This is a genomic window from Cognatilysobacter segetis, from assembly GCF_004359965.1.
Lineage (GTDB): Bacteria > Pseudomonadota > Gammaproteobacteria > Xanthomonadales > Xanthomonadaceae > Cognatilysobacter > Cognatilysobacter segetis.
Window position 1 is genome coordinate 33,945 of record NZ_SMRQ01000016.1, and the last position, 10,614, is coordinate 44,558.

General features: G+C 71.7%; 16 protein-coding genes. 5 read left to right on the forward strand and 11 right to left on the reverse strand.

The features are described from left to right. Positions 1–22: 22 nt before the first annotated feature. On the forward strand, positions 23–289 hold the full coding sequence (locus E4F61_RS05255) for a DksA/TraR family C4-type zinc finger protein (RefSeq protein ID WP_133478652.1): 267 nt from the start codon (positions 23–25) through the stop codon (positions 287–289). Here E4F61_RS05255 and E4F61_RS05260 read toward each other — a convergent pair whose 3' ends face one another. The 6 genes from E4F61_RS05260 to E4F61_RS05285 form a co-directional block, all read right to left on the reverse strand. After that, the gene (locus tag E4F61_RS05260; protein WP_133478625.1) at positions 290–763 is read right to left on the reverse strand and encodes an NUDIX hydrolase; all 474 of its coding nucleotides are present in this window, start codon (positions 761–763) and stop codon (positions 290–292) included. 59 nt (positions 764–822) lie between these two features. Beyond that, positions 823–1,209, reverse strand: a complete 387-nt coding sequence (locus E4F61_RS05265; protein WP_133478626.1) for a hypothetical protein — start codon at positions 1,207–1,209, stop codon at positions 823–825. A gap of 63 nt (positions 1,210–1,272) precedes the next feature. Continuing rightward, on the reverse strand, positions 1,273–1,578 hold the full coding sequence (locus E4F61_RS05270; protein WP_133478627.1) for a hypothetical protein: 306 nt from the start codon (positions 1,576–1,578) through the stop codon (positions 1,273–1,275). 60 nt (positions 1,579–1,638) lie between these two features. Continuing rightward, positions 1,639–2,535 (reverse strand): SDR family NAD(P)-dependent oxidoreductase, encoded by an 897-nt coding sequence (locus E4F61_RS05275; protein WP_202908953.1) that lies wholly within the window; start codon positions 2,533–2,535, stop codon positions 1,639–1,641. A gap of 63 nt (positions 2,536–2,598) precedes the next feature. Beyond that, complete coding sequence (locus E4F61_RS05280; RefSeq protein WP_133478629.1) at positions 2,599–3,564, reverse strand: MBL fold metallo-hydrolase; 966 nt, start codon at positions 3,562–3,564, stop codon at positions 2,599–2,601. Positions 3,565–3,634: 70 nt separating this feature from the next. Continuing rightward, entirely contained in the window at positions 3,635–4,465 is an 831-nt protein-coding gene (locus E4F61_RS05285) for an NAD-dependent protein deacetylase (RefSeq protein WP_133478653.1), read from the reverse strand. A gap of 50 nt (positions 4,466–4,515) precedes the next feature. On the opposite strand from E4F61_RS05285, the gene E4F61_RS05290 reads away from it, so the two are divergent. Beyond that, entirely contained in the window at positions 4,516–4,704 is a 189-nt protein-coding gene (locus E4F61_RS05290) for a hypothetical protein (RefSeq protein ID WP_133478630.1), read from the forward strand. Here the strand turns inward: E4F61_RS05290 and E4F61_RS05295 are convergent. The 3 genes from E4F61_RS05295 to E4F61_RS05305 form a co-directional block, all read right to left on the reverse strand. After that, complete coding sequence (locus tag E4F61_RS05295) at positions 4,695–5,495, reverse strand: SDR family oxidoreductase (RefSeq protein ID WP_133478631.1); 801 nt, start codon at positions 5,493–5,495, stop codon at positions 4,695–4,697. The two genes, E4F61_RS05290 and E4F61_RS05295, sit on opposite strands and share 10 nt — an antisense overlap. 16 nt (positions 5,496–5,511) lie before the next feature. Beyond that, positions 5,512–5,820: an HPF/RaiA family ribosome-associated protein gene (locus tag E4F61_RS05300; RefSeq protein ID WP_133478632.1), complete on the reverse strand. Its 309-nt coding sequence runs from the start codon at positions 5,818–5,820 to the stop codon at positions 5,512–5,514. A gap of 65 nt (positions 5,821–5,885) precedes the next feature. Beyond that, complete coding sequence (locus E4F61_RS05305) at positions 5,886–6,659, reverse strand: alpha/beta fold hydrolase (protein ID WP_133478633.1); 774 nt, start codon at positions 6,657–6,659, stop codon at positions 5,886–5,888. A 103-nt stretch (positions 6,660–6,762) separates the two neighbouring features. On the opposite strand from E4F61_RS05305, the gene E4F61_RS05310 reads away from it, so the two are divergent. The 3 genes from E4F61_RS05310 to E4F61_RS05320 all read left to right on the forward strand — a co-directional run bounded on the left by E4F61_RS05310 (position 6,763) and on the right by E4F61_RS05320 (position 9,372). After that, positions 6,763–7,446, forward strand: a complete 684-nt coding sequence (locus E4F61_RS05310) for an SOS response-associated peptidase (protein ID WP_133478634.1) — start codon at positions 6,763–6,765, stop codon at positions 7,444–7,446. A gap of 193 nt (positions 7,447–7,639) precedes the next feature. Then, positions 7,640–8,656, forward strand: a complete 1,017-nt coding sequence (locus tag E4F61_RS05315; RefSeq protein ID WP_162301411.1) for a GGDEF domain-containing protein — start codon at positions 7,640–7,642, stop codon at positions 8,654–8,656. 77 nt (positions 8,657–8,733) lie between these two features. Further along, positions 8,734–9,372, forward strand: coding sequence for a COG4315 family predicted lipoprotein (locus E4F61_RS05320; protein ID WP_133478636.1), 639 nt, complete (start codon positions 8,734–8,736; stop codon positions 9,370–9,372). 36 nt (positions 9,373–9,408) lie between these two features. Here E4F61_RS05320 and E4F61_RS05325 read toward each other — a convergent pair whose 3' ends face one another. Continuing rightward, positions 9,409–9,627 (reverse strand): hypothetical protein, encoded by a 219-nt coding sequence (locus E4F61_RS05325; RefSeq protein WP_133478637.1) that lies wholly within the window; start codon positions 9,625–9,627, stop codon positions 9,409–9,411. A 135-nt stretch (positions 9,628–9,762) separates the two neighbouring features. Then, on the reverse strand, positions 9,763–10,605 hold the full coding sequence (locus E4F61_RS05330; protein ID WP_133478638.1) for a cyclic di-GMP-binding domain-containing protein, MshE-related: 843 nt from the start codon (positions 10,603–10,605) through the stop codon (positions 9,763–9,765). Positions 10,606–10,614 lie beyond the last annotated feature (9 nt).

Genomic DNA, 10,614 nt, shown 5'->3' on the forward strand with positions numbered 1-10,614 from the left:
TTTTCGCGAGGAGGGCATGGCGATGGCGACAGGCTGGGCAGGCGACGGCGCGGTACAGGACCAGATCGACGCGACGGTGTGCGATGCGATCCGCCGCGCGCGCAGCCGGCTGCCCCAGGGGCCGGGCCGCAGCCATTGCGAGGAGTGCGAGGCGCCGATCCCCGACGCGCGACGCGCGGCACTGCCGGGCGTGCGTCTGTGCGTGGCCTGCCAGGAGCAGCACGATGCGGACGAGGCCGCGGTCACCGGCTACAACCGGCGCGGCAGCAAGGACAGCCAGCTGCGTTGATCAGAGCAGCGGACCGCCGTGCAGCAGCGTGTCCAGCCGGTCCAGCAGGGGGCGTTGGCTCTCGAGCATCTTCGGATACGCATCGTCGAGCCGGAACCAACGGGCGCGATCGACCTCGGGAAACTCGCTGTAGCGACCGCTGCGCGGTGGCCACTCCATGCGGAACATCAGGCTGTTGAGGCGGTCGGGATCGAAGTCGCCCTCCATCGCGAACGCCTCGACCCACTTTCCGCCGCGTTGGCGCAGGCGGCCCAGCGGCGTCAGTGCGCCGGTCGCCGGCGCGCCGAGTTCCTCCTCGAACTCGCGACGCGCGGTCTGCTCCGCCGTTTCGCCCTCCATCGGGCCGCCTTTCGGAATGCTCCACGCGCCGTCGTCGCGTGCGTGCCAGAACGGACCGCCCGGATGCGCGAGCAACACTTCCACGCCCTCGGCGTGGGTGCGATAGAGCAGGATTCCGGCGCTTTCCTGGGGCATGCATCGTCCGTCGTCGCGTCGCGCATGCTGGCGCGACGCGCGCGGCGACGACGTGAACGCTACTGCCGTGGCGCGTTGCGTTCCTCGGCGCGCTCGCGGCGCTCGGTCTCCAGCACGTCGAGATAGGCCTCGAGTTCCAGGCCCGCCGCCGCGGCCTCGTCGATCGCCGGCGTTTCGAGTGCGGGTGCGACGCGGATCGAAAGCGGCGTCTCGTCGGTGGACAGGAGCACGCGCGCGTGGCGAAGCATGGCGATGGCCATGCCGGCGCTGTCGGTCGAGGCCATGACGCGTCCGGCGAGCACCAGCGCGTACTCGTCGTCGCGCCGGGCGATGCCGCCGACGATGCGCTCGCCCTCGGCCAGCAGGTGGGCGACCGCGGGCATGCTGCGACCGTCGCCGCCGTCGTCGCGGCGTCGGGGATGGCGGGGGCGGGAGGAAACGGGCATGTACGGGTCCTGGAAGCGGGGGCGCGCAGTCTGCCCGTTCGCCGCGGTGACGGCGAGGCGCGCTCAGCCGTCGAGCGTGTCGGCGTCGTCGCGCGCGTCGCGCGGTGCGGACGCCGGCGTGAGGCCCTGCGTCACGTCGTCGAGCCGGGGCGTGCCCGCCTTCGCGCCGCCCGGCGCGGGCGCTTGGGCGAGCCGGCCCAGGTCCGCATCGCGGTCGGCGGGACGCGACTTCGACGCGTGTCCACCCGCCTGCGTCGCATCGACCGCCTCGCGGCTCTCGATGGCCGCGCGCAGGCCACTCTCGCTGCTGCCGACGAGGTTGCCCGCGCCGTAGCCGCCTTCTTCGTTGCGGGGATCGTGCGTGCCCATCTGCGTTCTCCGGTTGCGGGCCGACAGGTTCGCCGTCGGCGCGTCATGCCGATGTGGCGGTCAGGGTCGGGGCTGCTGTCGCTCCATGTCGAGGCGCTGCAGGATGCTGCCGTGCACGCCGGTGCCGATCGCGAGCGGGCGGTGCAGGTTGCCTGTCTCGATCGGCGCGTCCGGCGCGTCGTCCTGCAGCAGCTGCGTCATCGCGCCGGTGGCGCCGTGGGTGATCGTCTGCGATAGGCGCTCGGCGATCGTCGCGGCGGTGGCGGAGAGGCCGACCGTGACCTCGTCCTGCGGTTCGTCCACGACACCGACGATCGCGGCGACGATCTCGTCGGCGTCGGTGATCGGGAACGGCTGCAGCGTGTGGCCGGTGTAGTTCGCGGCGTGGTCGAAGAACGGCGTGTCCGCCGCCATCGGGAGCACCGCGCAGACGCGGATGCCCGCGGCGTCCTGCGCGGCAAGTTCCTGCCGCAATGCATCGCAGAGGCCGACGATGCCGTACTTGCTCGCGCAATACGACGCGTAGTACGGCGCCGGCGTTCGCCCGAGCATGGACGCGATGTTGATCAGCGTGCCGCTGCCCACCTGGCGGAAATGCCGCAGCGCGACGTGGCTGCCGGCGACGGCGCCGCCCAGGTTGGTCTGCACCACGCGCAGGTGGTCTTCGAGCGGGATGCGTTCGAACGGCCCTAGCGCAGCGACGCCCGCATTGTTGATCCACACGTCGATGCGGTTGAACTTGGCGATGGCGGCCGCCCCGAGCTTCTCGACGCTGTTCGGATCGCCGACGTCGCAGGTCACCGCGATCGCATTGCCGCAGTCCTCGGCGAGCTGGTCGAGCAGTCGGCTGCGGCGCGCGGCGAGTACGAGGTTGCAGCCCTGCTGCGCAAGGCTGAGCGCGACGCCGCGGCCGAAGCCGCTCGAGGCGCCGGTGATGACGACGGTGCGTGCCGGCATGGTGCACTCCTGCATGGATATGCAGGCATCGTCACCAGTGCGGCGTGGTGGTGGAGTGTGCGGTCAGTGCGGGCGCGGGGCCGGGCGCTCGGGTCCGCCCTGAAGGGGCGGCCACGGGCCGGCGCGGCGGTCGACGACGTCGCGCGGGCGCGGCCGCGCGGGTGAGGCGCGCATGCGCTCGGCGGGAATGCGCGCCGAGCGGCCCGCGAGGCGCTCGAATTCCTGCACGTCGTGGGAACAGAACACGTCGACGTCCGCGATGTGCTGGCGCCGCAGGTCGCGCAGGCGCCCCTGGTTCGCGAGGCGCGCCCTCCGGTCTTTCTCCATCATCCACTGGTAGAAGCGCAGGCCGGGAGTGCAGTGCGGTCGCACCGGGTCCATCTCGGCGTGGAAGAAGTACGCGTCGCCCGCATTGAGCTTCCAGCGACCGTCGCTGCGCACGGCGACGCCCACGTGGCCGAACGTGTGTCCCGCGAGCGGCACCAGCAGCAGGTCGGGCGGCAGCCCTTCGAGGTCGCGCACGCAGTCGAAACCCATCCAGGGCTCGCCCGACGAGCCCGCGTAGGTCAGCCAGTTGCCGTGGGTGGACCACTGCTGCGGGCGGAAGCGCTGCCGATCGAGCCACGTCTTCTGCAGCTCGGCGTACTGGCGTTCCTGCGTGGTCATGTGCACGCGCGCCCACGGGAAGTCGTCGAGCCCGCCCGCGTGGTCGAAGTCGAGGTGGGTGAGCACGATGTCGCGCACGTCGTGTGGCTCGAAGCCCAGCCGCTCGACCTGCCGGATCGCGGTCATCTCCTCGCGGAAATCCGGCGAGACGAGCCCGAGGAAGAACCCGGACAGCCGGCTTCGCGGCTCGTGCACGTCGCGCAGGCCCATGCCCGTGTCGACGAGGATCAGGCGGTCGTCGGCCTCCACCAGCAGGCAGTGCGACGCGAGGTGCCCGCGCTCGACGATCGAACGCGAGAAACCGTCCATGAGCCGCCCGCCCAACGGGCAGGTGGAGATGCAGTTGAGATGGTGGATCCTCATCGTGGCCGCCCCGCGTGAACCGCCTGCGATGTTCCCGCCGTGCGGTCGCGGCGCCGTGACAGCGGCCCGTTCAGCCCAGCGCGGACGGCAGCACCGCGGTGCAGTCGGCGCGCAGGGCGAGATCGGCGAGGTCGTCAGCGCGGGTCGCGCCGCGCGTCAGCAGCGCGATCGGACGGCCGGCCTCGTGTGCCATGCGCGCGAATCGGTAGCCCGAATAGACCATGAGCGAGGAGCCGACCACGAGCAGGGCGTCGCTGGCCTGCAGCGCCTGCACCGCGGCGTCCACGCGAGGCCGCGGCACGTTCTCGCCGAAGAACACGACATCGGGCTTGAGCATGCCGCCGCAGCGCCGGCATGGCGGCACCACGTAGTCGTCGAAATCGTCGCGCTCCAGGTCCGCATCGCCGTCGGGTGCGAACGAGGCCACGGTATCGATGCGGCCGGGATTCGCGTCGGCCAGGCGCGCCTGCATCTCGTCGCGAGGCGTGAGGTCGCCGCAGTCGAGGCATCGCACCGTATCCAGCCGGCCGTGCAGGTCGACCACCCCCTGCTGGCCGGCACGCTGGTGCAGGCCGTCGACGTTCTGCGTGAGCAGCATCGACGGCCCGCCGCGCGCTTCCCACTGGGCCAGCGCGTGATGCGCGGCGTTCGGAACCGCCTGCGAGAAGCGCGGCCATCCGGCGAAGGCGCGGGCCCAGTAGCGGCGCCGCGTCGCGGGCTCCTGCGTGAACGCCTGCAACGTGACGGGCGGTCGCCGCTTCCACGCGCCCGATGCGTCGCGGTAGTCGGCGATGCCCGATGCGGTGCTGCAGCCGGCGCCCGTCAGCACGAACACGCGGCGATGCGGCGCGAGCCATTCCGCGAGCCGCTGGACGGCCGTCGCCGTCGGTGTCTCGATCATCGCGTCCATGCGGGCATCCTAGACGCCACCGACCCCGCCGGGATGACGCCGTGCCGACCGATCGACGTCCGCCGTGGAAGAAGCCGCCCCCGCCGTCGAAGGGCGGCGCCGGCGGCCACCTCACCGAAACGCAGAAGGCGGCCGCGCGCGCACGTGCGGAGGCGAGCGGACGTCGCTATCCCAACCTGGTCGACAACATGTGGGCGATGCGGCAGCCGCCGGGCGAGCCTCAGGCGTAGATCATCTTCCGGCTCATGCCGCCGTCGGCCACGATGTTCTGGCCGGTGACGAAGCCTGCGGCGTCCGACAGCAGGAACACCACGAGCGCACCGATGTCCCCGGGCTGCCCGACGCGCCCCACCGGGTGCTGCGCCTGATCCTCGGGGCTCAGTTTCGGACGCCGCCGCGACGCCGGCTTCTGCCAGGCCTCGGTGGGCACCCAGCCGGGGCTGATGCAGTTCACGCGCACCTCCGGGCCCGCGCTGACAGCGAGCGCATGGGTGAGTGCGACCAGCCCGCCCTTGGTGGCGGCGTAGGCCTCGGTATCGGGCTCGGACTGCAGCGCGCGCGTGGAGGCGATGTTGACGATGCCGCCGCGCGCGGCGCGCAGTGCGGGCAGCGCTTCTCGGCAGCAGAGGAAGGCGCCGGTGAGATTGGTGGCGAGGTAGCGGTTCCAGTCGGCGAGCGACAACGCTTCCAACGGGCCCGAATGCGGATCGGCGATGCCCGCGTTGTTCACCAGCCCGTCGATCCGGCCGAAGGTGCCGCGGGCCGCGTCCACGAAGGCGCGGACCGATCGCTCCTTCGCGACGTCGAGGCGGACGAACATCGCCGCCGCGCCGGCGTCCCAATCCTCGAGGCAGGCGCGGCCCGCCTCGACATCGGGATCCCCGATCACCACCGCGCCACCCGCGGCGAGAACGCATTGGGCGATGCCGCGGCCGATGCCCTGGGCGCCGCCCGTCACCAGCACGACGCGACCCCGCAGGGGCTGCGCGTCCATCGACGGAATGGGCGGCGCGAGGCTCATCGGCGCGGGGGTGTCCTCAGCTCAGGCGGCCCAGGTCATGGTCGAGGCGTCGCTGGAGCTTCTTCGCCGCCCCGGTGATGGCGGCCGCGAGCGAATCCGCCTCGTCCGAGCACGCGACCGGCGGCCGGCCTTCGAGCTTGGCTTCGAGCACGCAGTGTTTGTCGCGGCCGCCCTTCTTGTCGGCGTTCTTGTCGTGCAGGTGGACTTCGATGCGGGTGACCTGGTCGGCGAAGCGCGCAAGCGATCCGTCCAGCGCCTGCCGCACGTGCCGTTCGACCGACTCGTCGTTGTGGATATGGTTGTCGGTATTGATCTCGATGTGCATGAAGTCCTCCTGTGCTTCGGTGCAGGGTGCGCGAGCCGGCGTCGACGCGGGGTCGCGGCGGTGGGTCAGGGCGCGGCGGTACGCGCGGTGCGCGATCGTTCGGCGTCGATCGCGCGGAAGATGGATTCCGTCGCAGGCGTCCACGTGCTCCATGCGTGCTTGCCGGGCACGACGCGCACGTGGTCGGCGGGCAGCAGGTCAGCGACCAGCGGCATGCCCTCGCGCAGGTAGTCGTTGTCGCCATAGGCCAGCCACACGTTGCGCGTGCGTTCGGGCTCGCGCGCCCACGTCTGCAGGTGCGACCAGAGCTCGGACTGCCACGCGTCGGCTTCGTCGCCACCGGGCCTGGGCATCCACTGGCGCAGGCCGCCTGCGGCGCGGATCTCGTCGTGGATGGCCCGCTCGCCGGTGTACGGCGCGAGCAGCACCATGCCGTCGACCTGGCCGGGATACATGCGGTCGTAGAGCAGCTCGCCCATGCCGCCGAGCGACGCACCCACCAGCCAGATCTCGGTATACGCACGGCGCCGCGCGGGCATCAGCACCTCGTCGTGCAGGCGGCGCGCCGCGCTGCGGTCGACGTAGTGGGGCATCGAGAGTTCGGCGAACAGCACGTCGGCATCGGGCCACACGCGCTGGATCGCTTCGCCGACGCCGCTGCGACGCAGCGACTCGAGGCGATCGCGCCGGCCCGGCAGCACGACGACCAGCCGGTGCGAGCCTTCCTTCGACGGAAGCAGCGCGGTCGCTACCGGCCGTGCCGGGTCGGACCGTTGCGACACACAGGCGAGCAGGGCGCTCGCCGCGAGCAGGACTACCGACCAGCGCAGCAGGCGCATGAGACCTCCGGATTTGTGGGTCCAGTGTTTGAAGACGGCCGTGACAGGCCGGTGGAGACACGGTGGAGGGCGCGCGGCGGATGCAGGCGTAGACTCCGGCCGCATGTGCGGACGCGATACGTTCAAGGCGACCTGGCAGGACGTGTTCGCCGCGTCCCAGCCGCTGGTGCTGAAGCTTCCGGACGAGCCGCCGGTGCCTACGTACAACCGCGCGCCGACGCAGCGCGGCTGGAGCGTGATCGCGGACGACCAGGACGGAGGCGTCGTGCTGCCGATGCGCTGGGGGTTGCTGCCGCCGTGGGCGAAGGACACCCGGCTCGCCTACAGCACGATCAACGCGCGACTGGATGGGGTGACCACGAAGCCGGCGTTCCGCAGCGCATGGCGCAGCCGACGGTGCCTGGTGCCGACGTCCGGCTACTACGAATGGCAGCCCGTCGCCGGCGGCAAGCAACCGTGGTTCATCCATCCGGTCGATGCGCCCGTCATGTTCTTCGCGGGCCTGTACGAGGCCCGGCCCGACGGCGCGGGCGGCGAACTGCTGACCTACAGCATCATCACGCGCGAGGCGGACCCGGAACTCGCGGACATCCACGACCGCATGCCGCTGGTGCTGCCGCCCGAGACGTTCCGCGACTGGCTCCACGGCACGCCCGACGATGCGATGGCCATCGCACTCGCGGCGCCCGCGCCGCACGTCGAGGCGTATCCGGTCGACCGCGCGGTCGGCAATGTGCGCAACGATCGTCCCGATCTCATCGCGCCCGTTCAGCTACCCGCGGCCTGACGAGTTTGCGGGAATGTGACGGCCGCCACCGGCGACTCACGCGCAGTTGATTGCGGCGGTAGCAGGATTGAGGTCGTCGTCGTGCCGGATCGAAACCATCGTGCTGACCCCCGGAAGACCCCGGTCCGAACGGGGCCTGCCATGGATCGCCTCCTCGTCCAAGGACAGTGAGATCCACCGCCTGCGAGGGCTGGTGGCCGCGCTTGCGGCCGTCGCCGAGCATCCCGGCAGCACGCAGTCGTTCATCGAGTACGCGCTGGACAAGGTCGTGGAGGTCACGCGCGCCACCGGCGGCGTGGTGCTGCTCGGTGGTGCGGAGGCGGGGCTCGACATCGCGGTCGCGCACGGCCAGATGGCGCGGCCCGGGCTGGACGAGTTCAACGGCGGCGAGACGCTCGCGCGTGCGTGCATCGAGTCGGGCACGTCGCTGCGCAGCGACGCCACGGCCTCCGACACGCGCATCCACGGCACCGCCCGGCGCCGCCACTCGCTGCATTCGTTGATCGCCGCACCGCTGCGGTACGGCGGCGCGGTGGTCGGCGTGGTCGAGATCTGTTCGTCCGTCAGCCACGCATTCGACGACATCGACGCACAGGCCATCGCGCTGATCGGCGACGCGATGGGCGGCGCGCTCGGGCGCCAGCTCGCGCTGGAGGAGAACGCGCGCCTGCTGCGTCGCCTGCACGAGGCCCTGCTCGACACGCAGGCCACCGCGCAGATGTACCAGGACGCCGCGTCGCTCGACGCGCTCACGGGCCTGCCCAACCGCGCCGCGTTCGAGACGCAGCTCGAAGCGGTCTGCGCCGCGCACGAGGGCCAGCCGCACCGGTTCGGCCTGCTCTTCCTCGACCTCGACGATTTCAAGCAGATCAACGACACGCACGGCCACGCGATGGGCGACGAGGTGCTGCGCGCCACCGCGTCGGCACTGCGCGAAACGCTGCGCGATACCGATGTCGTCGCGCGCCTGGGCGGCGACGAATTCGTCGTGCTGCTGTCCTCGCTGCGCGATGCCGACCGTGACGTTCGCTCGGTCGCCGACGCCGTGGAGGACGAGCTCGCGCGGCCGCGCGTCGTGAACGGCATCCGGCTGCGCATCAAGTGCAGCGTGGGCTGGGTGATCCACGACGGCGTCGCGCATGCGCACGAGGTGCTGCACGCCGCCGACGAGCGCATGTACGCGCAGAAGCGCGAGCGGCGCCGCCGCTGACGCACGACCCGGCGCTCACGCCGCCGGCGCTATTCATCGGGCCGGTGCGGCGTCGCCGCGACTACCAGAGGCCTCCCATGAACGACCGAATTCCCGTCGCGCGAACGCTCGGCATCGCGGTGATCGCCGCGCTCACGCTGGCCGCGTGCCGACCGGGTCGCGGCGACAACGACACGCTCGCCGACGGCGCCACCGACGCACCGAGCGCGGCCAGCGGTGCCACCAACGTCGGGCCGGGCGCGCCGCCCGTCGACTCGGCGGGCCCCGGCTACAGCGATGCGATGCCGTCGCCGTCGGGCACCACCAGCGCGGGACCGGCCGGTGCGACCCTGACGCTCGTCTCGCAGGGACCCCATGCGCCGTACATCGCCAACTCCGCCGGCAACGCGCTGTACTACGTCGAAGGCGATACCGACGGCAGCAAGTGCACCGGGCCCTGCCTGCAGGCGTGGCCGCCGGTGACCATCGAGACGCAGCAGCCGAGCGGCGCGGCGGGGCTAGAAGGCGCGAAGATCGCGACGATCACCCGGGCCGAGGGCACCCGCCAGGTGACGTTCGACGGCCACCCGCTGTACCGCTACGCGGCGGATGCGGGCGCGGGCAGCGCGAACGGCGATGGGGTGAAGGACAAGTTCGGCAGCTGGCACATCGCCTCGCCGACGATGGGCGGCGCCGCGGCATCGCAGGCCACGCCCGCGCCGAAGACGGGCGGTTGAGTCGCGGCCGGGCGGCCGGTCGAACGGTCGCCCGGCTCAGCCGTGGGCGTAGCGCGGGAACGCGTTGCGCTCGACGTGGATCGCATCGCGCCCGGCGGGCGACAGGCACCGATCCCAGGCGCTCTGCAGCAGGCCCTTGGCGTAGAGGTCGTCCTCGAGCTGCTTGTCGATCTTGGCGCGGGCATCGACCGCCAGAAGCCGCAGCGCGGCCAGTTCGCGGTGGCTGAGGATCGTCGGCTGTGTGGCGGTTTTCATGGCGTCGGCTCCCCGGTCATGCGGGAGTCAGTCTCGGACGCCGGGCCCTCAAGGCCGCGTGAAAAACATGGGCGCCGCCCGTCCGCCTGACGGACGGCGGCATCCCGGCGTTCCACGGCGCCGGGGCTGTACGGTTCAGTCGCCGAGGACGAGCAGGAACGGCCCGAGTTGCGACGTCATCGACACCATGACGTGCATCCCGTCGTCGAGCGCCGAGACCGGCGTGTCGAAGTCGGGCGGGGAGGCGCGGTAGCTCGCGTCCTCCGGCAGGCTGTCCTTCACGACGTAGCCCATCAGCATGTTGACCAGCTCGCCGAGCGCATCGCGCGCGAGTTCGTCGTCGCAGGCCTCCGCGGGGATCGAGAGGAAGGCCTGCGCCATCGCATGCATCGTCGCGGTGTCGCAGGCCATGCCGATCGCGAGCGGGCGGTCGGCGGCCACGCGGACGATCGCCAGTGCGTCGACCGGCGGCGGCGAGGCCGGGTCGGCGACGCTGGAGAACTGGCACTGCGTGCGCAGGAGGCGCGGGAACAGCTTGTTGCAGGTGGCGATCGAATTGCCGACGCGCCGTCCCAGCTGGTGCGTCGCGACGACCGCGTCGAGCGAGCGCGCGGCTTCGTCGCGATCGGCCGAATGCAGGCGCAGTTCCTCGTCGAGCCCGGCGCGGTCGACGAAGCCTTCCTCGATGAGGATTTCGCCGAACAGCTTGCGGCGCGACTTCTGCTCGTCGAGCAGCTGGCCGACCTCATCGGAGGTGAGCAGACCCATCGACTGCGCGATGTCGCCGAAGCGGCGGTCCTCGCGGCGCTGGCGCTCGTTGATCGCCTGCGCCTGGTCCGCGCTGAGCATCCCCTTGTCGCAGGCGAGCTCGCCGAGCGCGGGATTGGACATGCGCTGGATCTCGAGCGCGCGCAGCAGCTGCGACGCGTCGATGACGCCCTTTTCCAGCAGGAACTGGCCGAAGAACTTGGCTGCCATGGTCTCGGG

Coding starts and splice junctions, on each gene's coding strand:
- E4F61_RS05255 (WP_133478652.1), top strand. CDS start 23: ATGGCGACAGGCTGGGCAGGCGACGGCGCGGTACAGGACCAGATCGAC.
- E4F61_RS05260 (WP_133478625.1), bottom strand. CDS start 763: ATGCCCCAGGAAAGCGCCGGAATCCTGCTCTATCGCACCCACGCCGAG.
- E4F61_RS05265 (WP_133478626.1), bottom strand. CDS start 1,209: ATGCCCGTTTCCTCCCGCCCCCGCCATCCCCGACGCCGCGACGACGGC.
- E4F61_RS05270 (WP_133478627.1), bottom strand. CDS start 1,578: ATGGGCACGCACGATCCCCGCAACGAAGAAGGCGGCTACGGCGCGGGC.
- E4F61_RS05275 (WP_202908953.1), bottom strand. CDS start 2,535: ATGCCGGCACGCACCGTCGTCATCACCGGCGCCTCGAGCGGCTTCGGC.
- E4F61_RS05280 (WP_133478629.1), bottom strand. CDS start 3,564: ATGAGGATCCACCATCTCAACTGCATCTCCACCTGCCCGTTGGGCGGG.
- E4F61_RS05285 (WP_133478653.1), bottom strand. CDS start 4,465: ATGATCGAGACACCGACGGCGACGGCCGTCCAGCGGCTCGCGGAATGG.
- E4F61_RS05295 (WP_133478631.1), bottom strand. CDS start 5,495: ATGAGCCTCGCGCCGCCCATTCCGTCGATGGACGCGCAGCCCCTGCGG.
- E4F61_RS05300 (WP_133478632.1), bottom strand. CDS start 5,820: ATGCACATCGAGATCAATACCGACAACCATATCCACAACGACGAGTCG.
- E4F61_RS05305 (WP_133478633.1), bottom strand. CDS start 6,659: ATGCGCCTGCTGCGCTGGTCGGTAGTCCTGCTCGCGGCGAGCGCCCTG.
- E4F61_RS05310 (WP_133478634.1), top strand. CDS start 6,763: ATGTGCGGACGCGATACGTTCAAGGCGACCTGGCAGGACGTGTTCGCC.
- E4F61_RS05320 (WP_133478636.1), top strand. CDS start 8,734: ATGAACGACCGAATTCCCGTCGCGCGAACGCTCGGCATCGCGGTGATC.
- E4F61_RS05325 (WP_133478637.1), bottom strand. CDS start 9,627: ATGAAAACCGCCACACAGCCGACGATCCTCAGCCACCGCGAACTGGCC.
- E4F61_RS05330 (WP_133478638.1), bottom strand. CDS start 10,605: ATGGCAGCCAAGTTCTTCGGCCAGTTCCTGCTGGAAAAGGGCGTCATC.